Source organism: Streptomyces sp. NPDC058671, from assembly GCF_042716475.1.
Classification (GTDB): Bacteria; Actinomycetota; Actinomycetes; order Streptomycetales; family Streptomycetaceae; genus Streptomyces.
This window is the reverse complement of sequence record NZ_JBHXSA010000010.1, coordinates 46,206-71,485: the sequence shown is the minus strand read 5'-3', so window position 1 is coordinate 71,485 and position 25,280 is coordinate 46,206. Positions and strand designations below refer to the sequence as shown.

Below are 25,280 nucleotides of genomic sequence, written 5' to 3'. Positions count from 1 at the left end.
GACCCATGCTGCTCGAAGTGCGCGACCTGCACGTGGAGTTCCACACCCGGGACGGCGTCGCCAAGGCGGTCAACGGCGTCGACTACTCCGTCGACGCCGGCGAGACCCTCGCCGTCCTCGGCGAGTCCGGCTCCGGCAAGTCCGTCACCGCCCAGGCCGTCATGGGCATCCTCGACATCCCGCCGGGCAGGATCACCAAGGGCGAGATCCTCTTCCAGGGCCAGGACCTCCTGAAGCTCAAGGAGGAGGAACGGCGCCGGATCAGGGGCGCCAAGATGGCGATGGTCTTCCAGGACGCCCTGTCCTCCCTCAACCCCGTCCTCAGCGTCGGCGACCAGCTCGGCGAGATGTTCCAGGTCCACCGGGGCATGTCGCGGAAGGACTCCAGGGCCAAGGCCGTCGAACTCATGGACCGGGTCCGCATCCCGGGCGCCAAGGAACGCGTCGGCCAGTACCCGCACCAGTTCTCCGGCGGCATGCGCCAGCGCATCATGATCGCCATGGCGCTCGCCCTCGAACCCGAACTGATCATCGCGGACGAGCCCACCACCGCCCTCGACGTCACCGTCCAGGCCCAGGTCATGGACCTGCTCGCCGAGCTCCAGCGCGAACTCGACATGGGCCTCATCCTCATCACCCACGACCTCGGCGTCGTCGCCGACGTCGCCGACAAGATCGCCGTCATGTACGCCGGCCGGATCGTCGAACACGCCCCCGTCCACGAGATCTACAAGGCCCCCGCCCACCCCTACACCAAGGGTCTCCTCGAATCGATCCCCCGCCTGGACCAGAAGGGCCAGGAGCTGTACGCCATCAAGGGCCTGCCGCCCAACCTGCTGGACATCCCGCCCGGCTGCGCCTTCAACCCCCGCTGCCCCCTCGCCAGGGACCGCTGCCGGACCGACGTACCCCCGCTGTACGAGGTGACCGGGTCCCCGGTGCCGCGCGCCAGCGCCTGCCACTTCTGGAAGGAGTGCCTCCATGGCTGAGGCGATTCTCGAAGTCCGGGGCCTGCACAAGCACTACCCGCTCACCCGGGGCATCCTCTTCAAGAAGCAGGTCGGCGCCGTGAAAGCGGTCGACGGGGTCGACTTCGACCTCGCGGCGGGGGAGACCCTCGGCATCGTCGGCGAATCCGGCTGCGGCAAGTCGACCGTCGCCAGGATGCTGGTCAACCTGGAACGGCCGACGTCCGGGACGATCCGCTACAAGGGCGACGACATCACCACCCTCTCCCCGCGCGCCCTCAAGGCCGTCCGGCGCAACATCCAGATGGTGTTCCAGGACCCGTACACCTCGCTCAACCCGCGCATGACGGTCGGCGACATCATCGGCGAGCCGTACGAGATCCACCCCGAGGTCGCGCCCAAGGGCTCCCGCAGGCAGAAGGTCCAGGACCTCCTCGACGTCGTCGGCCTCAACCTCGAGTACATCAACCGCTACCCGCACCAGTTCTCCGGCGGCCAGCGCCAGCGCATCGGCATCGCCCGCGGTCTCGCCCTCCAGCCCGAGATCATCGTCGCCGACGAACCCGTCTCCGCGCTCGACGTCTCCGTCCAGGCCCAGGTCGTCAACCTCCTGGACAACCTCCAGACCGAGTTCTCCCTCTCGTACGTCTTCATCGCCCACGACCTGTCGATCGTCCGGCACATCTCCGACCGCGTCGGCGTGATGTACCTCGGCCGGATCGTCGAGATCGGCACCGAGACCGAGATCTACGACCACCCCACCCACCCCTACACCCAGGCGCTGCTCTCCGCCGTCCCCGTCCCCGACCCCGAGGCGCGCGCCCACCGCGAACGCATCATCCTCACCGGCGACGTCCCCTCCCCGGCCCACATCCCCTCCGGCTGCCGCTTCCGCACCCGCTGCTGGAAGGCCCGGGAACGCTGCGCCCAGGAGGTGCCGGAACTGGCCGTCCCCGCCGTCTTCCGCCTCGTCGACAGCCCGGCGCGGCACGACTCGGCCTGTCACTTCGCGGAGGAGAAGCAGGTGGTCCCCCCGGAGCACGAGCCGAACGAGCCCGAAACCCCTCGCCGGCACCGCCTCTTCCGCAAGCCCGAAGCGCCTTGACGCACAGGCAACTCGACGGTAACGGCACCGATATACGGACACGACAGACTCGACAGCGTACGGCCGTGCGGGTGCCGTGTACGGCCAGGGACGCGGAAGCCTCCCTGGCCGTATCCGCGTGTTCCACGGAACCGCTTGTGCCGACGGACGGCGACCGTGAGTATCGGGACCGTGACTGTGACACGCCCGGCACGTCTCACGGGCGCCGCGCTCTGCGCCGCGCTCGCCCTCATCGCCGCCGTGTGGATCCTCAAGGACCTGGCCGCGCTCGGCTCGCCCGCCGACCTCGCCTGGTACTGGGCGGGGGACCACCACTTCCTCATCCGGGGACGGTCCGCCACCTCCCTCGTCGACCCGGTGCTCCTCGCCGTCTCCGCCGCCACCGCCGTCGCCGCGCTCCGCTCCCGCCACGCGGCCTCCGCGCTCGCCGCGACCGGCGCCGTCACCCTCGCCCTGCGACTGCCCGGCCTCTGGGCCCCCGGGAGCGGCGCCCTCGTCACCGCCCTCCTCGCCCTGGCCCTCGCCGCCGGACTCGTCGTCACCGCCGCCGTCGGCCGCAGCCGCTTCACCCCCTCGTACGAGCAGCCGCCCGGCCGCCCCCGTACCGGCCCCGCCGTCGCCTCCGGGGTCCTCCTCGGCGTCGCCGCGCTGGTCGTGGCCCTGTGGGAGGTGTACTGGGCGACCGAACTGCCCCTGCAGATCACCGTCGACCGGTTCACCGGCGGCCGGTCCGTCATCAAGGCTGCCCTCGCGCCCCCGCCCGGCTGGCTGTCCCTCGTCCTCCTCGCCCTGTACGGAACGGCCGCCGCCTCCGCCCTCGTACGGGCCCGCCACAGCCGGGCCTTCGGTCTGCTCGCCGGAGTGTTCCTCACGGCCGGCGGTGTCGCCGAGGTCGCGCGAACCGCCCGCTACGAACTCGTCGGCCACTTCGCCGACATCCCGACCGCCGACCGGCTGGACGTCCTCAGCGCCTACGTCGGGCTGCTCTCCGGAGTCGCCGTCCTCGCCCTCCTCGCCGGGCGCGGCGCCCCCGCCGCCGCACCCGGCCCCTACCCGCCGGCCGGGATGCCGCCCCCGGCCCCGCCCCACCCGCCGCCGCCCGGCTGGTGACGTCAGGCTCCCGCCGACAGCCCCAGCGACCGCCGCAGGAAGTCCACCTGGAGCAGCAGCAGGTTCTCCGCCACCTGCTCCTGCGGCGTCATGTGGGTGACGCCGGACAGCGGCAGCACCTCGTGCGGCCGGCCCGCCGCGAGCAGCGCCGAGGAGAGCCGCAGCGCGTGCGCGACCACCACGTTGTCGTCCGCGAGACCATGGACGATCATCATCGGCCGCGCCGGGACCTCCGGCGCCGACAGACCGTCGTCGGTGAGCAGCGACTGCGCGGCGTACACCTCCGGATCGTCCTGCGGGGTGCCCAGGTACCGCTCCGTGTAGTGGGTGTCGTACAGCCGCCAGTCCGTCACCGGCGCGCCGACGACCGCCGCGTGGAACACGTCCGGCCTCTGCAGCACCGCCCGCGCCGCCAGATACCCGCCGTACGACCAGCCCCGGACCGCCACCCGCCCCAGATCGAGCGGGAAGCGCCCGGCGAGCCCCTGGAGCGCCTCCACCTGGTCGTCGAGGGTCGGCGAGAAGTCCCGCGCGACGGCCTTCTCCCAGGCGGGGGAGCGGCCGGGCGTGCCCCGCCCGTCCGCCACCACCACCGCGAAACCCTGGTCGGCGAACCACTGGGACGTCAGATGCGGGTTGTGGGCGGCGACCACCCGGGGCCCGTGCGGCCCGCCGTACGGATCCATCAGGACCGGCAGCGGCCCGTCGCCCTCCTCGTACCCGGAGGGCAGCAGCACCGCGCACGGGATGCGCCGGGCACCCGCCTCCGTGAGCCGCACCCGGACGTCGATCCCCGGCTCCTCCGCGTACGAGGCCACCATCGCGACCTGGGCGCCGTCCCGCAGCACCCGCGCCACGCTCCCCGGCGCGTCAGGCCGCGCCGACACCAGTACGGTCACCGCACCGCAGCGCACCGCCCCGTGCGTCCCGACGCCCTCGGACAGGCGCTCGGCGCCCGCACCGGTCACCCGGTACACATGGACCTCGCCGGTCTCCGGGGCGGCCGCCTCCGCCCCCGCCGACGCCGACACGAGGACGTCGTCGGAGCCGATGTCGAGGACCGCCCGGACGTGCAGCCGCCCGTCGGTCAGCGTCTCGTCACCGACGGCCAGGGCGCGGGCTCCGCTCTCGTCCGTGAGGCGCACCAGCCGCCCGTCCGGAGCCCACACCGGCACCCCCGGCAGCAGCTCCAGCCACACCGGGTCCCGCTCCTCCCGTACCGCCGTCGTCTCCCCGGACTCCGGGTCCACCGCGAGGAACACCTGCTCGCGCTGGTCCCGCGCCTGGACGAGGAGCAGCGGAGCCCCGGCCGCCGACCAGTGGACCCGCGCCAGGTACGGGTACCGCTCCCGGTCCCACCGCACCTCCGTGCGATCCCCGTCGAGCCCCACCACGAACAGCCGGACCTCCGCGTTGGCGGTGCCCGCCGCCGGGTACGCCACCCGCTGCGGCTCCCGGTCCGGGTGCGCCGGATCGGCGATCCACCACCGCCGCACCGCCCGGTCGTCCACCCGCGCGACGAGCAGCCGGTCCGAACCGGGTGACCACCAGAAACCCCGCGCCCGGGACATCTCCTCCGAGGCGATGAATTCGGCCAATCCGTAGGAGACGTCCCCGCCCTCCGGAACGGCCAGCTCCCGATCGCCCGCCCCGTCCGCGCCGACCACCCGCAGCGCGCCGTCCGTCACGTACGCCACGAGCCGTCCGTCCGGTGACGGCCGGGGGTCGATGACCGGCCCCGGCACCGGCAGTTCCCGTGCCGTCCCCGCCCGCAGCTCCGCCGTGAACAGCCGCCCCGACAGGGCGAACGCCGCCAACTCCACGGCTCCGTCCACCGCGTAGGACACCACTCCCGCCGAGCCCTCACGGCTCCGCTCCCGGCGCGCCCGCTCCTGTGGCGAGAGCTCCTCCTCCGCCCCGGCGAGCAGCACCGCCGGGTCGGCCGCCACCCGCTCGACGGGCGCCCCGCCGTCACGAGGCAGGTCCAGGACCCAGAGCCGGTGCGAACGGTCCGTGCCGGACCCGGATCTGACGAACACCACGCGTTGCCCGTCGGGGGAGACCGAGAAGGCACGCGGGACCCCCAGGGTGAACCGCTGGGTCCGGGCGTGCCGACGGGGGAAGGAGAGCCCGGCCGAGGGTGTGGCCGACTGCTGTCGAGACGAGGTCATGCGGCTGAAACTAGCGCTGTGCGCCCCCCTCGTGCCTCCGTCCGCCGATCGATGCGATGGCACGGATAGTTATGATCCGTAGCGCTAGGTGGGTATGCATCCGATCGGCATGTCCCCTGGCACATGCTGAACGACAGATCCGCTCGAATATCCGACCGAAGAAGTGTGGAGGTGAACCGCCGTGGCACTCTCGATCTCCGTGGTGGTGCTGCTGGCGATCGTCGTCTTCCTTTTGGTCCGGAAATCCGGGCTGAAGGCGGGACATGCGGCGATCTGCGCGCTCCTGGGCTTCTACCTGGCGAGCTCGTCCATCGCTCCGTCCATCAGCACCCTCACCACGAACGTGGCGAACATGGTCGGCGGCATCAAGTTCTGAGCGCCGGGTTCCGAGCGGTCCCGGCCACGACGTCCTTCGTGGTCGGGACCTCGTAGGGTGGGGACATGTCCGATCTCCCCGCTCGCCGTCTGCTGCTCGTGCACGCGCATCCGGACGACGAGTCGATCAACAACGGCGCCACCATGGCCAGGTACGCGGCCGAGGGCGCCCTCGTCACCCTGGTCACCTGCACGCTGGGCGAGGAGGGCGAGGTCATCCCGCCCGAGCTCGCCCACCTGGCCCCCGAGCGGGAGGACCGGCTCGGCCCCCATCGGGTCGGCGAACTCGCCGCCGCGATGGCCGAGCTGGGCGTCACCGACCACCGCTTCCTCGGCGGCCCGGGGCGGTTCCGCGACTCCGGGATGATGGGCGTCGAACAGAACAAGCGCGAGAACGCCTTCTGGAACACCGACGTCGACACCGCCGCCCCGTACCTCGTCGACGTGATCCGCGAGACCCGCCCCCAGGTCCTGATCACCTACGACCCCGACGGCGGCTACGGCCACCCCGACCACATCCAGGCCCACCGGGTCGCCATGCGGGCCGCCGAACTGGCCGCCGACCCCGCCTACCGCCCCGACCTCGGACCCGCCCACTCGATCGCCAAGATCTACTGGAACCGCGTCCCGCGCCCCGTCGTCGAGGCCGGCTTCGCCCGGCTGCGCGCCGAGGGCTCCGCCTTCCCCGCCGTCGCCGCCGTCGACGACGTCCCCGGCGTCGTCGACGAGGACCGGATCACCGCGGAGATCGCCGCCGGGCCGGAGCACACCGCCCGCAAGAGCGCCGCGATGGCCGCCCACGCCACCCAAGTCACGGTCGACGGGCCCTTCTTCGCCCTCTCCAACGACCTGGGCCAGCCGATCATCCCCACCGAGTACTACGAGCTGGTCCAGGGCGTCCCCGGCGTCCCCGCGGGCATGCGCGAGACGGACCTCTTCGCGGGGGTGACCGCGTGAGCACCACCCCGCCCGGCCCGCTCCCGGCCTCCCGCAACGCCCGGTACGCCTGGTACGCCGGACTGTTCGTCCTCGGCGCCCTCGTCGGCACCGCCGGCGCCCTCGTCCAGGCCGCCTGGCTCCCCGGCGGCCTGTTCCTCGCGCTCCTCGCGACCGCCGCCCTCTTCTACGGAGGACTGCGCGCGACCGGCACCCAGACCGCCGTCGTCGCCGGCGGAGGCGGCTGGCTCCTGGCCGTCATCCTGCTCAGCCTCGGACGCCCCGAGGGCGACGGGGTGTTCGCCGGAGGCGTCGGCGAGCTGCTCTTCCTCTTCGGAGGCATGGCGCTCGCTGTGATGTGCACCACTCTGTCCCGGCTGCCGCGACCGACCCCGTGAACAGGCCGAGTTGAGACCGCGGACGCACCGACTTCGGCCGGATTGCCCGTCGTCCACCCCCGTGGGTCGGGTATATGAGGGCGGCGGCCAGTATGGTGGTGCGCGCCGCCGAACCGCCCGGGTAATACGAGCATCTGCAAGAGCGGGCGGTGGAGCCAACCGGGAGATCCTGCTTTGAGTCGTGAAACTGGTCGAGAGACTGACAGTTCGTCCTCCGGCGCCCAGGGGCGCGGTGGAGCCGCGTACCCCTCGGGTACACCGCCGTACGGATCCCGCCAGTATCCGTCGCTCCACCCCTCCCAGGACGCGCCGGAGGAGACCGCCGCCGTGTCCGCTCCGCCGGAGGAGCCCAAGACGGAGACGACGCTGACGACCCGGATCCGGATCAACATCCCGGGTTCGCGTCCGATCCCGCCGGTCGTCGTCCGCCAGACGGTCAGCGAGACGCCCGCACCCGACACGGCACCGGAGCCCGCTCCCGCCGTGGAGCAGCCGGCGCCCGCACCGGTGCCGGCCGCCGAGCCGTCGGGGGCCGCCGACGAGGCGCCGAAGGCGAAGGGGACGAGCGACTGGTTCGCCCCCCGCAAGGCCGCGCCCCCGGGCCCGGCCCCCGCGCCCGCGCTGCCGCATGTGCCCGCCCCGACCCCGAAGCCCGCCCCCCTCGGGGCGGAAGCCCAGGGCACGGGCTTCGCGGGCTCCGCGACCTCCGGCGTCCCGACGGTCGGAGGCACCCCGTCGAGCCGCCCGCTCACGGCCGCCCAGCAGACCCCGGGCAACCCGCTGTACGACAGCGGCACCCCGGCGAACGGCACGCCGAGGTACGACGGCACCTCCGGCGAGGGCACGCCGCCGTACCCGGGCCCGCCCGCGGGCGGGACACCGAGGTACGAGGGGACCCCCGGCTACCAGGGGACTCCTGCCGGGGGCACGCCGACGTACGACGGGACGCCCGGTCACGGGGGAGCCCCGGGCGCCGGGACCCCCGGCTACGGCGGCGCGACCCCGGGCTCCGGGAACCCGCCCTTCGACGGAACCCCGGCCTACGACGGCACTCCCGGCGCCGGCACCCCCCTGCACACCGGGACACCGGCCGCGGGTACGCCCGCGTACCCCGGCCCCGGCGCGGCCGCTCCGACCGGCCCCACCACGGGCCCGGTCACCGGCACCGCCTCGCTCGGCGGCCCGGCCCAGGGCGGGCGCCCGGGACAGGCCCCCGGGCAGCGGCCCGGCCAGGGCGGGCGTCAGGGCGCGGGCCAGGGCCCGGGTTCGCCGTTCCCCGGCGGCGCCCCCCGCCTGTCCGACGACACCGCCGTCCTCACCCCGCAGCCCCCCGCGCCGAACCCCGGCGCGGGCGGTCCGGGGGCGCCCGGCGGCGGGCACGTCTCCGGTGACACGCTCACCAGCGGCATCCCCGTCGTCCCGCCGAAGGCGGCCCGCCCGAACCTGACGCCCCGCGTCGAGGAGCGGACGGCCCCGGCCCCGGCGCCCGCACCGCGCCAGGCGTCGGCCGGGCGCGCCCCGGCGAAGAAGGGCCGCTCGAAGCTGGTCCTCGCCGCCGTCGCGGTCCTCGCCCTCACCGGCGTCGCCTACGGTGCCGGGCTGCTCCTCAACCACTCCGACGTCCCCAAGGGCACCACGGTGCTCGGCGTGGACATCGGCGGCGGTACGAAGGAGGAGGCCGTCAACAAGCTGGACGCGGCTCTCGGCAAGCGCGTCGCCACCCCGCTCCAGCTCGACCTGGGCGGCAGGAAGGTCCAGCTGCCCCCGGAGAAGGCGGGCCTGGCGCTCGACAGCCAGGAGACCGTCCGCGCCGCCGCGGGCAGCGACTACAACCCCGTCTCGGTCATCGGCTCCCTCTTCGGCGGCGAGCGGGTCGCCAAGCCGGTCTTCCCGGTCGACGAGGAGAAGCTCGCCGTCGCCCTGCGCGACCTGGCCGGCACGTCCGCCTCGGCCACCGAGGGCACGATCCTGTTCGCACCGAACAAGGTGACGCCCGTCGAGGGCAAGCCCGGCAAGGCCATCGACCTCCAGCGGTCGATGATCTCCGTCAGGGACGCCTTCCGCGCCCAGGTGGAGACGGGTCAGAACCGGCTCGTCGAGCTGCCGGTCACCACCCGCAGGCCCACCGTCACCAAGGCCGAGCTGGACCGGGCGATGAAGGAGTTCGCCACCCCCGCCATGTCGGGCCTGATCCGGATCTACGCGGGTGGCCGGCACATCGACTTCGGCCCGGCGCGGTCCCTTCCGCAGATCCTCTCGATGAAGGCCGTCGACGGCCGTCTGGTCGAGGTCTACGACAAGAAGGCGATCGACCGGCTCCTCGACGGCGCCTTCGAGGGGGTCATGATCACCAAGGGCGACGGCGCGAAGCACGAGGTCTCCGCCGACGACGTCGCCTTCGTGATGCGTGACGCGCTGCGGGGCAGGACCCAGGCGGAGCGCACGAAGACCATCGACCTCAGCGGCGAGGGCTGAGCCCCCCGCCCCGGCGTCCGAGCCCCCGTCCCCTCCGCGGGGCGGGGGCTCGCTCGTAGGAAAAAGGGTTCGCCGCCGTGCCCTCTCGCCCCTACGATGGCGCCCGAGGGCGGGGCCGTAGCACAGAGGTAGTGCGCCGCGACGACATCTCGGAGGACGCCGGTTCGAATCCGGTCGCCCCGCCCCACCTTCCGCTCACGCGCCCGGCATCGCCCCCACCCCCGCCTCCGCGACGCTCCTGGCTGCACAGGTCTCCGCCGGACGCCTCTCGCCCCCCGGGCCCACGGACACCACCGGGTTTCCCACGCCGCGTGATCCGCAGGACACGGGAGCCGTCAGTTCAGCCGTGCCCGGGCCGCCCGGGCACGGCGGCGGATCGTCGTCGCCGACTCCGGGTCCACCGCCTCCATCACGCGCGCGTACGCCTCCATCTCGGCCGCTCCGGTCAGGAACTCGCCGCGCTGGACCAGCAGCTCGGCGCGCTCGTAGCGGAGCCTGGCCGGGTGGGAGGGGAGCAGCAGGGACAGTTCCACCGCCCACAGGGCCACGTCGGAGCGTTCGGGGCGGGGGGCCGCCCAGGCGCGGATGTTGTTGAGGACGCGCAGCACGATCGCGCCGGGCTCGGCGGGGCGGAGCATCGAGCGGTCGAGGGCCTCGCCCGTCGCGCTGGTGACCAGGAGTTCGGCGTCCGCGCCGGTCATGGCCCGCCCGCCCGCGAAGGGGTCGGCGAGACGCAGGTCGGCCGGGTCCCCGAAGCCCACCACGAAGTGGCCGGGCAGCCCGAGGCCGTACACGGGCGCGCCGGCCCGGCGTGCGACCTCCATCCAGACGACGGAGAGCAGGATGGGCAGGCCCCGGCGGCGCCGGAGCACCTCGTGCAGGAGCGAGGACTCCAGGCGCTGGTAGTCGGCGGGGACGCCCTCGAAGCCCTCGTGGTGGCCGAGGAGCGCGGCGAGTTCGCCGGTCCAGTCGCCGGTGACCCGGGTCGCGTGGGGGACGAGCCCGGCGAGGCGGTCGAGTTCGATCTCGGCCCGGTCGAGGTCGTGCCGGGTGACGGTGGGGTCGGCCACCGCCCCGATGAGGAGGCAGAGCCGGGCGAGGTCGGGCCGTTCGGACCGGGCCTCCTCGGCGAACTCCCGGCGCCAGTCGACCGCGTCGGCCGCTTCGCCGTCCCGCGCGTCCGGTGGTTCCTCGTCCGTCACGCCTCCGCCCATCGGTAGTGGTGGTAGTGGTGGTGGGGCGCGAAGCCCATGCCGTCGTACAGCGCCCGCGCGCCGTCGTTGGCGGCCTCCACCTGGAGCCAGGCCGCCGACGCGCCCTCGTCGAGGGCCTGCCGGGCGAGCGCCGTCATGACGGACGTCGCCAGGCCGCGGCGCCGCAGGGCCGGGTCGACCTCGACGGCCATGAAGCCGGCCCAGCGTCCGTCGACGACGCACCGTCCGATCGCCGCGGGTACCTCTTCCGTGCCCGCGACGGTCGCGAACCACACACTCGGGCCGGAGGTGAGGACGGAGTGCACCGCGGGGCCCGGCTCGCCGAGGCGCTGGTAGCGGCGGAGCCACGGTTCGTCGACGGTGCGGGAGAGGCGTACGGCGGAGACGTCGGCGTCCAGGTCGCCGACCGCGGCGAGGGCGCCGATCCGCACCTCGGCGGAGACCTCGCGCAGCCAGCCGTGCCGGTCGAGGGCGGCGCAGAGGAGCTCCTGGGTGCCTTCGGCGCCGGTGGCGGTCTGCACGTACGCGGGAAGGCCCCGGGCCGCGTACCACGCGCGTACGTGGGCCAGGGCGTCGGCGACCGGCATCCCCGGATCGCCGAGCGGCAGGGCGGAGTTGGCGCGTCGGGTGAATCCGTCGGCGGCCCGCAGGGTCCATTCGCCGAGGGCTTCGCTCTCGACCGGCCGCCACGCGCGCGCGGTGGCCCGCGCCAGCTCGGGGAAGGTGGCCGAGGGGCCGCGTCGACGGGCCGGGGCGGGCGGGACGGCCTTCCCCGCGACCAGGGAGGATTCCGCGATCCGGACGCTCTCGCCGCTCTTTCGTGTGATCAGCAGCACAGCGTCCTCCCATGATGTGAGAACTCCGACCGCGTCGGTGAATCCTCCACCCGCCGAGGCCGTCTCCGTCACGTACCGAACGGAGACTCGTTTTCCCACGTCAGCGCTGGTGATGCGGACCTCCAGCCGCCCTCCGCCGGTGAATTCCACAGCTTCTCCGCCCCTCCTGTTCGGATCGCCCCCAAGAACGGAGATACTAGGTGCGGGCATCGACGACGCCGCGCTCCCGCGCAGACCAGCCCTATCGAGGAGGAACGACAGCGTGACCTACGTCATCGCGCAGCCTTGTGTCGACGTGAAGGACAAGGCGTGCATCGAGGAGTGCCCCGTCGACTGCATCTACGAGGGCAAGCGGTCCTTGTACATCCACCCGGACGAATGCGTCGACTGCGGGGCCTGTGAGCCGGTCTGCCCGGTCGAGGCGATCTTCTACGAGGACGACACCCCGGAGGAGTGGAAGGACTACTACAAGGCGAACGTCGAGTTCTTCGACGAGCTCGGCTCGCCCGGTGGTGCCTCCAAGCTCGGCGAGATCGAGCGTGACCACCCCTTCATCGCCGCCCTGCCTCCGCAGAACGGCTGATCGACCGCATCCGGTCCCGTACGGCGTCGGCCGCCGTGCGGGACCGGGGCGTTTCCCGACGCCTCTCCCGTGCACGTACGAGGAAGTGAGAGCCACCCGTGAGCGCAGTCTCTTCGCGCCTGCCCGTCTTCCCCTGGGACAAGCTGGAGCCGTACAAGAAGACGGCACTCGCGCACCCGGACGGAATCGTGGACCTCTCGGTCGGCACGCCCGTCGACCCGGTCCCCGCGCTGATCCAGGAGGCCCTGGTCGCGGCGGCGGACTCGCCGGGCTATCCCACGGTGTGGGGGACGAAGGAGCTGCGGGACGCGCTCACGGGCTGGTGCGGGCGACGTCTCGGTGCGGTGGACCTCGCGGACGAGAACGTGCTGCCGGTGGTGGGCTCCAAGGAGCTGGTGGCCTGGCTGCCGACGCAGCTGGGTCTCGGCGCGGGTGACGTGGTCGCCTACCCGCGGCTCGCGTACCCGACGTACGAGGTCGGGGCGCGGCTCTGCGGCGCGACCCCCGTCGTCTACGACGACCCCACGCGCCTCGACCCGGCCGGTCTGAAGCTGCTGTGGCTCAACTCCCCTTCGAACCCGACGGGCAAGGTCCTGGGCAAGGACGAGCTGACCCGGATCGTGGCCTGGGCACGGGAGCACGGCGTCCTCGTCTTCTCCGACGAGTGCTATCTGGAGCTGGGCTGGGAGGCCGACCCGGTCTCCGTGCTGCACCCGGACGTCTGCGGTGGTTCGTACGAGGGGATCGTCGCCGTCCACTCGCTGTCCAAGCGCTCCAACCTGGCCGGATACCGGGCGGCGTTCGTCGCGGGTGACGCGGCCGTCCTCGGTGAGCTGCTCCGGATCCGCAAGCACGGCGGCATGATGACGGCGGCTCCGGTCCAGGCGGCGACGGTGGCGGCCCTCGGCGACGACACCCACGTGGCCGAGCAGCGGGAGCGGTACGCGGCCCGGCGGGCGGCGCTGCGGACGGCCCTGGAGGCGCACGGCTTCCGGATCGAGCACAGCGAGGCGAGCCTGTACCTGTGGGCGACCCGGGACGAGCCGTGCTGGGAGACCGTGGCGTACCTGGCGGAGAAGGGCGTCCTGGTGGCGCCGGGCGACTTCTACGGCGTTGCGGGGGAGCGGTTCGTGCGGGTGGCGTTCACGGCGACGGACGAGCGCGTCCAGGCGGCGGTCAAGCGGCTCGGCTGACCGTTCGCGGTCCTTCGGTACGGGCGAGGGCCCGGGGAGCAGGTGCTCCCCGGGCCCTCCGTCGTGCGGCGTCGCGGTGCGGGCGGGTCAGCCGATCGGCAGGCCGCCCAGCGTCTGGCCGGTGGGCAGGTCGCCGAGGCCACCGCCCAGGGCGCCGCCGGTCGGGGCCTCGGCGCTCTCGGTCGCGGCGCCGGCCGTCTTGCCGACGACCTCGCCCGCGCTGCCGGTGGTCTCGCCGGCGACCTGCTGGGCGACGGGCGTGGCGGTCTTGCCCGCGGAGCCGACGGTCTTTCCGGCGGCGGGGACGGCCGTGCCGACGGCCTTGCTGCCGGTGGAGCCGACGACACCGGTGGCGGTCTGCGAGGCGCCGTCGACGGCGGTGCCCGCACCGGCGGCGTCCAGGGCGGTGACGCCGCCGAGGGCGCCGGTCGGCGCGAGGCCGTGGTCGAGGGCGCTCGCGGAGCCGGCCGCACCGACCACGGGGGCTGCGCCGGCCGCGATGAGGAGGGCGGCGCGGGCGATCCGACGGGTCAGGGGGAGGGACATGGTGCTCCTTCGACGAGGTGCGAGGTTCGTTCGGACGCTGTGACAACCGGCTCGGGGGCGGGAGAGGTTGCGGAGGTCGAAGGTAAAGAGTTGGTAATGCGTCGTATTGTCAGGTGGGGAGGAAAACGGACGAAGACCTCACCGCGGGGACCTGTGCCGAACCGTCACTTCCCTTGTCCCCCAAGGGAAGAGGCGGGGTGGGGCGCATCGCGTGCGCGACGGCTCGAAACGGTGGTGAATTCCTCCGGGCACGGACCCGGTCCGTGCCACCGTCGAGTGAACGGGCGTACGGGTGATCGGCTACCGCGCGAGCCGCATACGGACGGTCTCCCCGTCACCGGCGGCCGCGCCCGAGGACGTCGACCATCCGCCGGACGCCTCCCCGGCCCGCCACACCCGGCCCCCGTACGTGACCTCCGCGATGCGCAGCGCGTCCGCCCGCGCCACCGCCCACTGCGCCAGTTCCCAGCCGCGCCGCTCGTCCGCGCCGGCCACGCGCGCCGCCCCCGCCGCCGTCCGCACCGGCACCACGAGCACCGTCGGTTCCGGCGCCGACCGGCCCGCGCTCGGGCCTCCCGTGACCGCCCGGGGCGCCGCCTTCTCGCCGAAGGCCCGCACCAGCTCCGCGCGCACGAGCTCCGGATCGCCCGGCCGGCCCTCCGTCTCGTCCGCCGTGCAGGAGAGCGCCGCGGGCGCCCGGCCCGTCAGCGCCGCCGCGAGCAGCGTCGCGTCCGGCTCGTGCTTCGCGTACGCCTGCGGGAACCCGCTCTTCTGCACCTTCTGCGCCGCCACCGTCAGCGGCAGCCGCGAGTATCCCGGGACCTTCTCCAGACCCTCGTAGAACTTCCCCGCCGAGTACACCGGGTCCATGATCTGCGCCGGCGTCCCCCACCCCATCGACGGCCGCTGCTGGAACAGACCGAGCGAGTCCCGGTCGCCGTGCCCGATGTTCCGCAGCGCCGACTCCTGGAGCGCCGTCGCGAGGGCGATCGTCACCGCCCGCTCCGGGAGCCCGCGGGTGGTGCCAACGGCCGAGATCGTCGCCGCGTTCGACGCCTGCTCCGGGGTGAACTCGTACCGGTTCTCGCCACTGCCCACACTGCACCGGGGCGTGCCCTTGCTCCCTGTCATCTGGTGCACGGCCACGTACGAGGCGAGACCGAGGAGCACGGCGAAGGCGGCCGCGGAGCGGGCGAGGCGGCCGCGACGGGCGGGGCGGGTGGGCTCGGACACGGGGCCCACCGTACTGGAGGCCGCGTTAGGGTCGGCACATGGCTGACATCACCCCGCTCGACACGCCCCTCGACCTGTCCCAGGACGGGGCCGTCCTCACCGCCGCCCTCGTCGATCTCCCGTCCGTCAGCGGGACCGAGCAGCCGCTCGCGGACGCCATCGAGCAGGCACTGCGCCTGCTGCCCCACCTCACCGTCGACCGCTACGGCAACAACGTCGTCGCCCGCACCAGCCTCGGCCGCGGCGAGCGGGTCGTCCTCGCCGGCCACATCGACACCGTGCCGATCGCCGACAACGTGCCCTCCCGGCTCGACGAGAACGGCGTCCTGTGGGGCTGCGGCACCTCCGACATGAAGTCCGGGGTCGCCGTCCAGCTGCGGATCGCCGCCACCGTCCCCGAGCCCAACCGCGACCTCACCTTCGTCTTCTACGACAACGAGGAGGTCGCCGCCGACCTCAACGGCCTCGGGAAGATCGCCGCCGCGCACCCCGACTGGCTCGAGGGCGACTTCGCCGTCCTCCTGGAGCCCTCCGACGCCCAGGTCGAGGGCGGCTGCCAGGGCACCCTGCGCGTCATCCTGCACACGGCGGGCGAGCGCGCCCACTCCGCGCGTTCCTGGATGGGCTCCAACGCCATCCACGCCGCCGCCCCGATCCTCGCCCGCCTCGCCGCCTACGAGCCGCGCAAGCCGGTCATCGACGGCCTGGAGTACCACGAGGGCCTCAACGCCGTGGCGATCCAGGGCGGCGTCGCCACCAACGTCATCCCCGACGCCTGCACGGTCACCGTCAACTACCGGTACGCGCCCGACCGCTCCCCTGCCGAGGCCCTGGCGTACGTCCGCGAGTTCTTCGACGGCTGCGACATCGCCGAGTTCGTCGTCGACGACGAGAGCCCCGGCGCCCTGCCCGGCCTCTCGCACCCGGCCGCGGAGGCCTTCATGAAGGCCGTCGGCGGCAGCGCCCAGCCGAAGTTCGGCTGGACCGACGTCTCCCGCTTCAGCGCCCTCGGCGTGCCCGCCGTCAACTACGGGCCGGGCGATCCGATCTACGCGCACAAGCGGGACGAGCACGTTCCCGTCGACCGGATCCACCACTGCGAGGCGCGGCTCCGCGACTGGCTGACTGCCTGACTTCCGTAATTTCGCGTTTCGTCACCTCCGTGGTCCTACGCTGACCGGACCAGAAGATCAGTTGGCGGTCGACATGGGCGGCCGCCGGTCGGCGGAGGGAGCAGGCCATGGGCATTCCCGAGGGAATGGCGAAGCCCGAGGAACAGCGACTCGGTCCGGTGCTCAGGCGGCGGGACCAGATCCAGCCGGGCACCACGGACCAGCGGCTGCTCGACACCGAGGGCGACTCGGAGTGGGTGCACACCGACCCCTGGCGGGTCATGCGCATCCAGTCCGAGTTCGTGGAGGGCTTCGGAGCCCTCGCCGAACTGCCGAGCGCCATCAGCGTCTTCGGCTCGGCCCGTACGAAGCCGGACTCGCCCGAGTACGAGGCGGGCGTACGGATCGGCCGGGCGCTCGTCGAGGCGGGCTTCGCGGTCATCACGGGCGGCGGCCCCGGCTCCATGGAGGCGGCCAACAAGGGGGCCAGGGAGGCCAAGGGCGTCTCGGTGGGCCTCGGCATCGAGCTCCCCTTCGAGCAGGGGCTCAACCCGCACGTCGACATCGGCGTGAACTTCCGCTACTTCTTCGTCCGGAAGACGATGTTCGTGAAGTACGCGCAGGGCTTCGTCGTCCTGCCCGGCGGACTCGGCACCCTCGACGAGCTCTTCGAGGCGCTGACCCTGGTCCAGACCCGCAAGGTCACCCGCTTCCCGATCGTCCTCTTCGGCACGGAGTACTGGAAGGGCCTCGTCGACTGGCTCCGTGACTCCGTCGTCGCGGGCGGCAAGGCCTCGGAGCGCGACCTGCTGCTCTTCCACGTCACGGACGACGTGGAGGAGGCGGTGACGCTGGTGACGAAGGAGACCGGCAAGTAGCTCCGTCCCGGGGGGCGCCGTGTCAGGGCGCCCCCTTCCGGCCCGCTACGCCAGCCCGCGCCGGGCGACCGCGGGGGGCCGGTGCCCCGCGATGGACGCCACCATGTCGAGCACCTGGCGCGTCTCCGCCACCTCGTGCACCCGGTACACCCGGGCCCCGAGCCACGCCGAGACCGCCGTCGTCGCCAGCGTCCCCAGCACCCGCTCCTTCACCGGCCGGTCCAGCGTCTCCCCGACGAAGTCCTTGTTCGACAGGGACACGAGCACCGGCCACCCCGTGTCCGTCATCTCCCCGAGCCGCCGTGTCGCCTCCAGGCTGTGCCGGGTGTTCTTCCCGAAGTCGTGCCCCGGGTCGATCATGATCCCGTCCCGCCGCACACCCAGCGCCGCCGCCCGCTCCGCGAGCCCCACCGTGACCCGCAGGATGTCGGCCATCACGTCCTCGTACGCCACCCGGTGCGGCCGGGTCCGCGGCTCGGCGCCACCCGCGTGCGTGCACACGAGCCCCGCGCCGTACTTCGCGGCCACCTCGGCGAGTCCGGGGTCGACCCCGCCCCACGCGTCGTTCAGGACGTCCGCGCCGGCCTCGCAGACCGCCGCGCCGACATCCGCCCGCCAGGTGTCCACGCTGATGACCACATCGGGATGGCGCCTGCGGACCTCCGCGACGAAACCGACCGTGCGCCGCGCCTCCTCCTCGGCCGTCACCTCCTCGCCGGGGCCCGCCTTCACCCCGCCGATGTCGATGATCGCCGCCCCCTCGGCCACGGCCTGCTCGACCCGGGCGAGCGCCGGCTCGTCCCGGAAGGTCGCGCCCCGGTCGTAGAAGGAGTCCGGGGTCCGGTTCACGATCGCCATGATCACCGGCTCGTGCGGCCCGAATTCACGCCGTCCCAAGCGCAGCATCCCTTTTGTCCTCCCTCGTGTCCGTTCGCTGCGACCCTAGCCGTCGGTGGCGCATGGCACGATCGGCACGGGACGGTTTCCACTCCGGGGAGAGGCGCGCAGGTGTTCTGGTTTCTGCTCATCACGATGGTCGTGGTCGTGGCCGCGGTGACCCTCGCCGTGGTCGGCGGCGGCGACAGCGAGGTGCTGCCCGAGGTGGCGCCCGAGCAGCTCGTCGACCCGCTCCCGGCCACCCGCCCGGTCGACCGCGCCGACGTCGAGGCGGTCCGCCTGCCCGTCGCCGTCCGCGGCTACCGGATGGCGGACGTCGACGACGTCCTCGTCCGCCTCGGCGCCGAACTCGCCGAGCGGGACGCCCGGATCGCGGAGCTCGAGGACGCGCTCGCGGGAGCGGCCGCCGCCGGTCTCGACGAGGACGAGCGGGCGTGACGGCCGGCGGGGCGGTCCCGGGGCCCGACGGGCGGCTGCGCTGTCCCTGGGGCCTGTCGGCCGAGGACTACGTGGCGTACCACGACGAGGAGTGGGGCCGCCCGGTCCACGGCGACGACGCGCTCTTCGAGCGGCTCTGCCTGGAGGCCTTCCAGTCGGGCCTGTCGTGGATCACGATCCTGCGCCGCCGCGAGGGCTTCCGGCGCGCGTTCGCCGGCTTCGCCATCGCCTCGGTCGCCGGCTTCGGCGAGGAGGACCGCGAGCGGCTCCTCGCCGACGAGGGCATCATCCGCAACCGCGCCAAGATCGACGCCACCCTGGCCAACGCGCGACTGCTCGCCACCTGGTCCCCCGGCGAACTCGACACCCTGATCTGGTCGTACGCCCCGGACCCGGCGGGCCGCCCGGTCCCGCGCACGGTGTCCGAGGTCCCGGCGGTCACGGACGAGTCCACGGCCCTGTCGAAGGCGCTCAAGCAGCGCGGCCTCCGCTTCATCGGCCCCACCACGGCCTACGCCCTGATGCAGGCCTGCGGCCTCGTCGACGACCACGTGACGGGGTGCGTGGCCCGGGGCGGCCGGTAACACCGACCGCCCCGCCCCGGCTCAGCGGCCGAGGTACACCGGCTTCTCCTTGGCGATGAAGGCGCGGACCGCGATCGTGTGGTCCTCCGAGGAACCGGCAAGGGCCTGGAGTTCCTCCTCCTTCTCCAGGGCCTCGGCGAGCGAGTGGTCGGCGCCGTAGGCGAGGGACTCCTTGAGGGCCGCGTACGCCACCGTCGGGCCCTCCGCCAGCTTGCGGGCGACCTTCTCGGCCTCGGCGGCCAGGTCGGCGGCCGGTACCAGGCGGTTCACGATGCCGAGCTCGTACGCCTCCTGGGCGCTGATCGAACGCGGGAACAGCAGCAGGTCGGACGCCCGGCTCGCGCCGATCAGCCGGGGCAGGGTCCAGGACACGCCCGAGTCCGCCGTGAGCGCGACGCCCGCGAAGGAGGTGTTGAACGAGGCCGTCTCGGCGACCACGCGGTAGTCCGCCGCGAGCGCGAAACCGAAGCCGGCCCCCGCCGCGACGCCGTTCACGCCCGCCACCACCGGCTTGCGCATCCCCGCGAGCGCCTTGGTGATCGGGTTGTAGTGGTCGCGGACCGTGTTCATGGTCGCCCGCGTCCCGTTCTCGTGGTCCGCCATGAGCAGACCCACGTGCTCCTTCAGGTCCTGGCCCACGCAGAACGCCCGCTCCCCGGTCGCGGTGAGCAGCACCGCCCGTACGCCGGGGTCCGCCGCGGCCGTCTCCGCCGCGTCCCGGAGGGCGACCTTCGCCGCCACGTTCATGGCGTTCATGGCCTCGGGCCGGTTGAGCGTGATGGTGGCGAGTCCGTCGCTCACCTCGTACAGGACCGTGTCGGCCATCGGGTTCCCTTCGCTTCTTCGCGTGGTTGACCAGCCCAGCATGGCGGACATCACCCGGACCGCACATGTGAGCTGCGTCAAAGAAAAAAGGGCCCCGGCCGGACGCCGAGCGGCGAAGTATCGCAGGCCGATCGCCGAAATGTGGGGTTTTGAGCGAGCGCGTTGCGCAAGCGATGCCAATCGATGTTGGTCATCGGGTCCTGCCATGCGGGATAATGACCTGGAAGCAATGTGTTCGAAGCCGGTGAAGCGTGCTCCACATCATGGAGCTGCCCGGCTGACAAAGAGCTGGTTTCAGGAAGGGGAACAAGCATGGCGGCCATGAAGCCGCGGACGGGTGACGGCCCGCTCGAGGTGACCAAGGAGGGGCGGGGCATCGTCATGCGGGTACCGCTCGAAGGCGGCGGTCGGCTTGTCGTCGAGCTGACCCCGGACGAGGCCCAGGCACTGGGCGACGCTCTCAAGAAGGTCGTCGGCTGACCCTCTTCTCCACGGATTCCCCACCACTGCCCCGGTACGGCTCGCCCGTACCGGGGCAGTGGTGCGTCCGGGGCGGGCCGGTCAGCCCCGGCGTACCGCGCAGAGCAGACCGTCACCGACCGGCAGCAGCGAGGGGATGAGCTCCTGACTCTCCCGCACCGCGCGCAGCAGCTCGCGGACGCGCTGGACCTCCGCCGGCTGGGCCCCCGAATCGACCGTGCGGCCGTCCGCGAAAACGCCCTCGAAACAGACGAGACCGCCCGGCCGCAGCAGGCGCAACGATTCAGCGAGGTAGTCGAGGTACTCGAGCCGGTCGCCGTCGCAGAACACGAGGTCGTACCCGCCGTCCGCGAGACGCGGCAGGACGTCGAGGGCGCGGCCGGGGATGAACCGGGCCCTGTTGCCCGCGAAGCCGGCCGCGCGGAACGCCGTCTTGGCCAGCTGCTGGCGCTCCGGCTGGAGGTCCACGGTCGTCAGGACGCCGTCGGGCCGCATCCCGAGCAGCAGATAGATGCCCGACACGCCCGTGCCGGTACCGATCTCCGCCACCGCCTTGGCGTCCGCCGTCGCCGCGAGCAGGCGCAGCGCGCCGCCGGTGCCCGGCGACACCGAGGCCTGCCCTGCCTCGCGGGCCCGCTCCCGGGCCCAGCGCAGAGCGTCGTCCTCGGCGACGAAAGCGTCGGCGAACGACCAGCTCGTCTGCCGGTTGGCGGTAATGGCCCTCTCCTGTCCCCGTAGTTGACGCAACGGTGACTGTATCCGCTGTCAGCGGGAACCCGCAGATGGGACCGTGCGTTCACCAGGGGTGGGAAGCGACAGGGACAGCCGGGCGACCGGGTTCCAAATTCGCGTAAAGATTTTTATCCGGAGCTAACGGGCGAGGTGGCTATGGTAGGGGCTCCGCTGGACACCACCAGAGCCGACAGGGGAGGTGCGGCTGCGCCTGTGGATCGGGGAGGAGTGCTTCGGCGTCTTCTCAGGTCGGCGGGTGAGCCGAAATCCGTGACCGACACCGCTGACCGTTTCCGCACCACCGATTCCGCACCCCCCACCGCGACCTTCGCATCGGATGCGGAATCGCAGGCGTGGACTCCGCCCACCTGGGAGGAGATCGTCAGCACGCACAGTGGTCGGGTCTACCGCCTCGCCTACCGGCTCACGGGCAATCAGCACGACGCCGAGGACCTGACCCAGGAGGTCTTCGTCCGCGTCTTCCGCTCACTGTCGACGTACACGCCGGGCACCTTCGAGGGCTGGCTCCACCGCATCACCACCAACCTCTTCCTCGACATGGTCCGCCGCAAGCAGCGCATCCGCTTCGACGCGCTCGCCGACGACGCCGCCGAGCGACTGCCCAGCCGCGAGCCCTCCCCGCAGCAGGTGTTCAACGACACGCACTTCGACGCCGACGTGCAGCAGGCCCTCGACACGCTCGCGCCCGAGTTCCGCGCCGCGGTCGTCCTCTGCGACATCGAAGGACTGTCGTACGAGGAGATCGCCGCGACCCTCGGCGTGAAGCTCGGCACCGTCCGCAGCCGGATCCACCGCGGGCGCTCCCACCTGCGCAAGGCCCTCAAGCACCGTTCCCCCGAGGCCCGGGCGGAGCGTGCCCTGGCCTCCGTCGGATGGGAGGCCGGGACAGCGTGAGCGGCACACGTCCCTCGTCACCGACCCCCGCGGAGCACCACCTCGGAGACCGGCTGGCCGCGCTCGTCGACGGCGAACTCGGCCACGACTCCCGCGAGCGGGTCCTCGCCCACCTCGCGACCTGCGCCCGTTGCAAGGCGGAGGCCGACGCGCAGCGCACCCTCAAGAGCGTCTTCGCCTCCGCCGCGCCCCCGCCGCCGTCGGAGGGTTTCCTCGCCCGTCTCCAGGGTCTCCCCGGAGGCCCCGGCGAGCCGGGAGCCCCCGGCGGACCGCGAGGCCCCCTCGAACAGATGCTGCTCGGCGCGGGCGGAGTGAAGTCCGACGGCTTCGCCACGGCGGCGGTCGTGACCCCGCGGTCCCCGGGGACCGGCTTCCGCATCCATGAGGTCGGCGACCGCGCGTCGGGAGCCTCCGGGCGCGGGCGGCGCTTCGCCTGGGCGGCGGCCAGCGCGGTCTCCTTCGCCGCGATCGCCCTCGGCGGCACCCTGCCCCTCGAATCCTCGGTGAACGCGAGCGGCCGCGGCGGCCAGGGCTCGGGCAGCGCGGTCACCCCGCTGCGTGCCACCGCCGCGGGCCCGGGCGGCGGCACCACCGTCACCCGGGGCACCCGCTCCGGCGAGCGGTCCGGCGCCCAGTCCGTCGGCGCGGGGCAGGCGGCTCCGCTGTCTCCCGGCGCTCCGGTGGCGCTGCCGCACGGCCCGGTGGCCCCGCACGGGCCGATCGCGGCGGGGGACCCGGGCACGGTTCCGGCGGGCGCGGTGCCCCCGGACGCGGTGCGCTCCGCCGCCGCCCCCCTGTCGGCGGTGCGGCTCCAGCGGTCCGCCCCGCAGTCGCTCCTTCCGCTCTCGCCGTTCATACGTCCCACGGGCCCGGCCCTCCAACTGGCCTTCGCCCCCGGCCCCAGCCCGGCGCCGAGCCCGACGACCGCACCGCTCGGCTCCCACCGCTGACCCGCGACCTGGTTGAATCCAGGGACACGGGCGCCCGACCCAGGGGCGCGGACGGGTCAGCGGGCTGCGGGGAGAGCATGGACAACGGGAAGCCGAACTGGTGGAGCCGGCCTTCGAGCGCACCGGAGGCGGCGCGGATACCCTCGCCGCCTCCGACCGGCGGGGTCACCGACCACCCCGGCGAGGACGGAGCCGACGACGGTGACTTTCCTCTGCCCGCACCGCAGCCCTCGGTGGTGACGGAGGCGACCGACGAGACCGGTGTGCCCGATGTCACTGACCGGGCCGGTGCGCCCGGTGCGGCTGATGTGACCCTCGCGGCGGACACGGCTGCTTCGCCCGAGCCCCCCACGGTCGCGCAGCCCGTGCCCGGGCCCCTGCACGCGCCCGACGAGTACCGGACGCCGCCCTACGGGGAGCCGGGCCCCTGGGCGCCCGCGCCGCCCGTACAGCTCCCGCCGGCCCCCGTGCCGCCCCAGCAGGCCCCCCTGCCCCCCGTACCGCCGCAGGCACACCCCCAGCAGCAGCCCCAGCCTCACCCGCAGGCCCACCAGCGGGCCGCTGGTGCGCCCTGGGTGCAGTACGACCCCTGGGGGGTCGGCGGGGCCGGGCTGCCGCCCGCGCCCGTGAAGAAGTCCCGCAAGGGGCTAGCCGTCGTGGGAGCGCTCGTCTTCGCCCTCGTCACCGGCGTCATCGGCGGCGGCATCGGCGCCTACGTCGAGCGGAACGGCGGGCTCACCACCGTCGAACTGCCGCAGGCGGACGCCGGGGACACCGACCGCGCCCCCGAGAGCGTGGCCGGGATCGCCGCCAGCGCCCTGCCCGGCGTGGTCACCCTGCACGTCAAGGGCGGTGGTTCGTCGGGCACCGGCACCGGCTTCGTCCTCGACACCAAGGGCCACATCCTCACCAACAACCACGTCGTCGACTCGGCCGAGTCCTCGGAGGACATCTCGGTGACCTTCTCCAGCGGCGAGACCGCCCGCGCCAAGCTCGTCGGCAAGGACACCGGGTACGACCTGGCCGTCGTCCAGGTCACCGGCGTCTCCGGCCTCAAGCCGCTGCCGCTGGGCAACTCCGACAACGTCCGCGTCGGCGACCCCGTCGTCGCCATCGGCGCCCCCTTCGACCTTTCCAACACGGTCACCTCCGGGATCATCAGCGCCAAGGAGCGCCCGATCACCGCGGGCGGCGAGAAGGGCGACGGCAGCGACGTCAGCTACGTCGACGCGCTCCAGACCGACGCCCCCATCAACCCGGGCAACTCCGGCGGCCCGCTCCTCGACTCCAAGGCCCGGGTCATCGGCATCAACAGCGCGATCCGCGCGGCCGGCGGCGGCTCGGGCGAGGGCGACGGCGCCGGCGCCTCCCAGCCCGGCTCCATCGGCCTCGGCTTCGCCATACCGATCAACCAGGGCAAGCGCGTCGCCGAGGAACTCATCAACACCGGCAAGGCCAGCCACCCCGTCATCGGGGTGAGCCTCGACATGCAGTTCAACGGCGACGGGGCCCGCGTCGGCGAGAAGGGCAAGGACGGCTCCGCCTCCGTCACGCCCGGCGGCCCGGCGGCCAGGGCGGGTCTCAGGCCCGGCGACGTCATCACCAAGGTCGACGGCCAGCGCGTCCACAACGGCGAGGAGCTGATCGTGAAGATCCGCGCCCACCGTCCGGGAGACCGGCTGGAGCTCACCCTGACCCGCGGCGGCGAGGAGCTGACGAAGACGCTGACGCTCGGTTCCTCGCAGGGCGCCTGAGCGCCATGTGACGGACACCGCGAGGTACCCGCCCGGCGGTTTCGGCGGGTACCGTGGACCGGGGCCTGGGCCCTTGACCCGGCATGAAGGAGCTACTACGTGTTCAGCGACATAGGCGCACTCGAGCTGGTGGCGCTCGTGGTCCTCGCCGTGCTCGTCTTCGGGCCGGAGAAGCTGCCGAAGGTGATCCAGGACGTCTCGCGCTTCGTGAAGAAGGTCCGTGACTTCTCCGACAGCGCGAAGGAGGACATCCGCAGCGAGCTGGGCCCGGACTTCAAGGACTTCGAGTTCGAGGACCTCAACCCCAAGACGTTCCTGCGCAAGCAGATGGAGCAGAACGACGACCTTCGTGAGCTCAAGGAGCTGCGCGGCAGCTTCGACCTCAAGAAGGAGATGAACGACGTCGCCGACGCGGTCCACGGCCGCGACGGCGCCGCCACCGCCGCGCCCGCCGCGGTCAACGGCTCCTCTCCCGACCTGCTCAAGAAGCAGGACAAGCCGGACACCGGAGAGCGTCCGCCGTACGACTCCGACGCGACCTGACGACGGGCTGTCACCGACCCGACGCGTCG

Annotated in this window: 26 protein-coding genes and 1 tRNA gene; 19 read left to right on the top strand and 8 right to left on the bottom strand. The window is 73.2% G+C overall.

Annotation, left to right across the window (positions count from 1 at the left end):
• Nucleotides 1-5: 5 nt before the first annotated feature.
• The 3 genes from ACFWV2_RS14940 to ACFWV2_RS14930 all read left to right on the top strand — a co-directional run bounded on the left by ACFWV2_RS14940 (nucleotide 6) and on the right by ACFWV2_RS14930 (nucleotide 3,183).
• On the top strand, nucleotides 6-989 hold the full coding sequence (locus ACFWV2_RS14940; RefSeq protein WP_384405389.1) for an ABC transporter ATP-binding protein: 984 nt from the start codon (nucleotides 6-8) through the stop codon (nucleotides 987-989).
• Nucleotides 982-2,073 (top strand): ABC transporter ATP-binding protein, encoded by a 1,092-nt coding sequence (locus ACFWV2_RS14935; protein ID WP_384405388.1) that lies wholly within the window; start codon nucleotides 982-984, stop codon nucleotides 2,071-2,073. The genes ACFWV2_RS14940 and ACFWV2_RS14935 overlap by 8 nt, the downstream gene beginning before the upstream one ends.
• A gap of 171 nt (nucleotides 2,074-2,244) precedes the next feature.
• Nucleotides 2,245-3,183 carry a hypothetical protein gene (locus ACFWV2_RS14930; RefSeq protein ID WP_384405387.1) on the top strand — a complete coding sequence of 313 codons (939 nt, stop codon included), beginning with the start codon at nucleotides 2,245-2,247 and terminating at the stop codon, nucleotides 3,181-3,183.
• Between the two features lie 2 nt (nucleotides 3,184-3,185).
• On the opposite strand, the gene ACFWV2_RS14925 is transcribed toward ACFWV2_RS14930, so the two are convergent.
• Complete coding sequence (locus tag ACFWV2_RS14925) at nucleotides 3,186-5,354, bottom strand: prolyl oligopeptidase family serine peptidase (RefSeq protein ID WP_384405386.1); 2,169 nt, start codon at nucleotides 5,352-5,354, stop codon at nucleotides 3,186-3,188.
• A gap of 181 nt (nucleotides 5,355-5,535) precedes the next feature.
• Here ACFWV2_RS14925 and ACFWV2_RS14920 point away from each other — a divergent pair, with 181 nt between their 5' ends.
• From ACFWV2_RS14920 to ACFWV2_RS14900, 5 genes are all read left to right on the top strand, one after another.
• A complete protein-coding gene (locus ACFWV2_RS14920) occupies nucleotides 5,536-5,730 on the top strand; it encodes a hypothetical protein (protein WP_360785875.1) in 195 nt (64 codons plus the stop codon).
• A gap of 65 nt (nucleotides 5,731-5,795) precedes the next feature.
• On the top strand, nucleotides 5,796-6,686 hold the full coding sequence (gene mshB / locus ACFWV2_RS14915; protein WP_384405385.1) for an N-acetyl-1-D-myo-inositol-2-amino-2-deoxy-alpha-D-glucopyranoside deacetylase: 891 nt from the start codon (nucleotides 5,796-5,798) through the stop codon (nucleotides 6,684-6,686).
• Nucleotides 6,683-7,063 (top strand): DUF6113 family protein, encoded by a 381-nt coding sequence (locus tag ACFWV2_RS14910; protein ID WP_384405384.1) that lies wholly within the window; start codon nucleotides 6,683-6,685, stop codon nucleotides 7,061-7,063. Before mshB ends, ACFWV2_RS14910 begins: the two co-directional genes overlap by 4 nt.
• A 132-nt stretch (nucleotides 7,064-7,195) precedes the next feature.
• A complete protein-coding gene (locus tag ACFWV2_RS14905) occupies nucleotides 7,196-9,538 on the top strand; it encodes a hypothetical protein (protein ID WP_384405584.1) in 2,343 nt (780 codons plus the stop codon).
• A gap of 109 nt (nucleotides 9,539-9,647) precedes the next feature.
• Nucleotides 9,648-9,725: transfer RNA gene (locus tag ACFWV2_RS14900), tRNA-Ser, on the top strand.
• 148 nt (nucleotides 9,726-9,873) lie between these two features.
• Here ACFWV2_RS14900 and ACFWV2_RS14895 read toward each other — a convergent pair.
• Together ACFWV2_RS14895 and ACFWV2_RS14890 are read right to left on the bottom strand one after the other, a co-directional pair.
• Nucleotides 9,874-10,752, bottom strand: coding sequence for a tetratricopeptide repeat protein (locus ACFWV2_RS14895; protein WP_384405383.1), 879 nt, complete (start codon nucleotides 10,750-10,752; stop codon nucleotides 9,874-9,876).
• On the bottom strand, nucleotides 10,737-11,738 hold the full coding sequence (locus ACFWV2_RS14890; RefSeq protein ID WP_384405382.1) for a GNAT family N-acetyltransferase: 1,002 nt from the start codon (nucleotides 11,736-11,738) through the stop codon (nucleotides 10,737-10,739). Before ACFWV2_RS14890 ends, ACFWV2_RS14895 begins: the two co-directional genes overlap by 16 nt.
• Before the next feature lie 112 nt (nucleotides 11,739-11,850).
• On the opposite strand from ACFWV2_RS14890, the gene fdxA reads away from it, so the two are divergent.
• Together fdxA and dapC are read left to right on the top strand one after the other, a co-directional pair.
• Nucleotides 11,851-12,171, top strand: a complete 321-nt coding sequence (gene fdxA / locus ACFWV2_RS14885; protein ID WP_015035968.1) for a ferredoxin — start codon at nucleotides 11,851-11,853, stop codon at nucleotides 12,169-12,171.
• Between the two features lie 98 nt (nucleotides 12,172-12,269).
• Nucleotides 12,270-13,364, top strand: coding sequence for a succinyldiaminopimelate transaminase (gene dapC, locus ACFWV2_RS14880; RefSeq protein WP_384405381.1), 1,095 nt, complete (start codon nucleotides 12,270-12,272; stop codon nucleotides 13,362-13,364).
• An 87-nt stretch (nucleotides 13,365-13,451) separates the two neighbouring features.
• On the opposite strand, the gene ACFWV2_RS14875 is transcribed toward dapC, so the two are convergent.
• Nucleotides 13,452-13,910 (bottom strand): ATP-binding protein, encoded by a 459-nt coding sequence (locus tag ACFWV2_RS14875; RefSeq protein ID WP_384405380.1) that lies wholly within the window; start codon nucleotides 13,908-13,910, stop codon nucleotides 13,452-13,454.
• A 300-nt stretch (nucleotides 13,911-14,210) separates the two neighbouring features.
• Nucleotides 14,211-15,152, bottom strand: a complete 942-nt coding sequence (locus ACFWV2_RS14870) for a hypothetical protein (RefSeq protein WP_384405379.1) — start codon at nucleotides 15,150-15,152, stop codon at nucleotides 14,211-14,213.
• 29 nt (nucleotides 15,153-15,181) lie between these two features.
• On the opposite strand from ACFWV2_RS14870, the gene dapE reads away from it, so the two are divergent.
• Entirely contained in the window at nucleotides 15,182-16,276 is a 1,095-nt protein-coding gene (gene dapE / locus ACFWV2_RS14865; RefSeq protein ID WP_384405378.1) for a succinyl-diaminopimelate desuccinylase, read from the top strand.
• A 107-nt stretch (nucleotides 16,277-16,383) separates the two neighbouring features.
• The gene (locus tag ACFWV2_RS14860; protein WP_360785893.1) at nucleotides 16,384-17,133 is read left to right on the top strand and encodes a TIGR00730 family Rossman fold protein; all 750 of its coding nucleotides are present in this window, start codon (nucleotides 16,384-16,386) and stop codon (nucleotides 17,131-17,133) included.
• 45 nt (nucleotides 17,134-17,178) lie between these two features.
• Here the strand turns inward: ACFWV2_RS14860 and folP are convergent, their stop codons facing one another.
• Entirely contained in the window at nucleotides 17,179-18,039 is an 861-nt protein-coding gene (folP, locus tag ACFWV2_RS14855) for a dihydropteroate synthase (RefSeq protein ID WP_384405377.1), read from the bottom strand.
• Between the two features lie 102 nt (nucleotides 18,040-18,141).
• On the opposite strand from folP, the gene ACFWV2_RS14850 reads away from it, so the two are divergent.
• Both ACFWV2_RS14850 and ACFWV2_RS14845 read left to right on the top strand, forming a co-directional pair.
• Nucleotides 18,142-18,468 (top strand): DivIVA domain-containing protein, encoded by a 327-nt coding sequence (locus ACFWV2_RS14850; RefSeq protein ID WP_384405376.1) that lies wholly within the window; start codon nucleotides 18,142-18,144, stop codon nucleotides 18,466-18,468.
• Nucleotides 18,465-19,052, top strand: coding sequence for a DNA-3-methyladenine glycosylase I (locus ACFWV2_RS14845; protein ID WP_384405375.1), 588 nt, complete (start codon nucleotides 18,465-18,467; stop codon nucleotides 19,050-19,052). The genes ACFWV2_RS14850 and ACFWV2_RS14845 overlap by 4 nt, the downstream gene beginning before the upstream one ends.
• A gap of 21 nt (nucleotides 19,053-19,073) precedes the next feature.
• Here ACFWV2_RS14845 and ACFWV2_RS14840 read toward each other — a convergent pair whose 3' ends face one another.
• The gene (locus ACFWV2_RS14840) at nucleotides 19,074-19,877 is read right to left on the bottom strand and encodes an enoyl-CoA hydratase/isomerase family protein (RefSeq protein ID WP_384405374.1); all 804 of its coding nucleotides are present in this window, start codon (nucleotides 19,875-19,877) and stop codon (nucleotides 19,074-19,076) included.
• A 312-nt stretch (nucleotides 19,878-20,189) separates the two neighbouring features.
• Between ACFWV2_RS14840 and ACFWV2_RS14835 the strand changes: the two genes are divergently transcribed.
• On the top strand, nucleotides 20,190-20,357 hold the full coding sequence (locus ACFWV2_RS14835; RefSeq protein WP_235484109.1) for a DUF3117 domain-containing protein: 168 nt from the start codon (nucleotides 20,190-20,192) through the stop codon (nucleotides 20,355-20,357).
• 81 nt (nucleotides 20,358-20,438) lie between these two features.
• On the opposite strand, the gene ACFWV2_RS14830 is transcribed toward ACFWV2_RS14835, so the two are convergent.
• A complete protein-coding gene (locus ACFWV2_RS14830) occupies nucleotides 20,439-21,104 on the bottom strand; it encodes an O-methyltransferase (protein ID WP_360785902.1) in 666 nt (221 codons plus the stop codon).
• A gap of 141 nt (nucleotides 21,105-21,245) precedes the next feature.
• Here ACFWV2_RS14830 and sigE point away from each other — a divergent pair, with 141 nt between their 5' ends.
• The 4 genes from sigE (at nucleotide 21,246) to ACFWV2_RS14810 (ending at nucleotide 25,251) form a co-directional block, all read left to right on the top strand.
• On the top strand, nucleotides 21,246-22,004 hold the full coding sequence (gene sigE, locus ACFWV2_RS14825) for an RNA polymerase sigma factor SigE (RefSeq protein WP_384405373.1): 759 nt from the start codon (nucleotides 21,246-21,248) through the stop codon (nucleotides 22,002-22,004).
• Nucleotides 22,001-22,954, top strand: a complete 954-nt coding sequence (locus tag ACFWV2_RS14820; RefSeq protein ID WP_384405372.1) for an anti-sigma factor family protein — start codon at nucleotides 22,001-22,003, stop codon at nucleotides 22,952-22,954. The genes sigE and ACFWV2_RS14820 overlap by 4 nt, the downstream gene beginning before the upstream one ends.
• A gap of 77 nt (nucleotides 22,955-23,031) precedes the next feature.
• Complete coding sequence (locus ACFWV2_RS14815) at nucleotides 23,032-24,708, top strand: trypsin-like peptidase domain-containing protein (protein WP_384405371.1); 1,677 nt, start codon at nucleotides 23,032-23,034, stop codon at nucleotides 24,706-24,708.
• Nucleotides 24,709-24,807: 99 nt separating this feature from the next.
• Nucleotides 24,808-25,251 carry a sec-independent translocase gene (locus tag ACFWV2_RS14810; RefSeq protein WP_360785908.1) on the top strand — a complete coding sequence of 148 codons (444 nt, stop codon included), beginning with the start codon at nucleotides 24,808-24,810 and terminating at the stop codon, nucleotides 25,249-25,251.
• Nucleotides 25,252-25,280: the final 29 nt, after the last annotated feature.

Coding starts and splice junctions, on each gene's coding strand:
- ACFWV2_RS14940 (WP_384405389.1), top strand. CDS start 6: ATGCTGCTCGAAGTGCGCGACCTGCACGTGGAGTTCCACACCCGGGAC.
- ACFWV2_RS14935 (WP_384405388.1), top strand. CDS start 982: ATGGCTGAGGCGATTCTCGAAGTCCGGGGCCTGCACAAGCACTACCCG.
- ACFWV2_RS14925 (WP_384405386.1), bottom strand. CDS start 5,354: ATGACCTCGTCTCGACAGCAGTCGGCCACACCCTCGGCCGGGCTCTCC.
- mshB (WP_384405385.1), top strand. CDS start 5,796: ATGTCCGATCTCCCCGCTCGCCGTCTGCTGCTCGTGCACGCGCATCCG.
- ACFWV2_RS14895 (WP_384405383.1), bottom strand. CDS start 10,752: ATGGGCGGAGGCGTGACGGACGAGGAACCACCGGACGCGCGGGACGGC.
- ACFWV2_RS14875 (WP_384405380.1), bottom strand. CDS start 13,910: ATGTCCCTCCCCCTGACCCGTCGGATCGCCCGCGCCGCCCTCCTCATC.
- dapE (WP_384405378.1), top strand. CDS start 15,182: ATGGCTGACATCACCCCGCTCGACACGCCCCTCGACCTGTCCCAGGAC.
- ACFWV2_RS14860 (WP_360785893.1), top strand. CDS start 16,384: ATGGGCATTCCCGAGGGAATGGCGAAGCCCGAGGAACAGCGACTCGGT.
- folP (WP_384405377.1), bottom strand. CDS start 18,039: ATGCTGCGCTTGGGACGGCGTGAATTCGGGCCGCACGAGCCGGTGATC.
- ACFWV2_RS14840 (WP_384405374.1), bottom strand. CDS start 19,877: ATGGCCGACACGGTCCTGTACGAGGTGAGCGACGGACTCGCCACCATC.
- ACFWV2_RS14835 (WP_235484109.1), top strand. CDS start 20,190: ATGGCGGCCATGAAGCCGCGGACGGGTGACGGCCCGCTCGAGGTGACC.
- sigE (WP_384405373.1), top strand. CDS start 21,246: ATGGTAGGGGCTCCGCTGGACACCACCAGAGCCGACAGGGGAGGTGCG.
- ACFWV2_RS14815 (WP_384405371.1), top strand. CDS start 23,032: ATGGACAACGGGAAGCCGAACTGGTGGAGCCGGCCTTCGAGCGCACCG.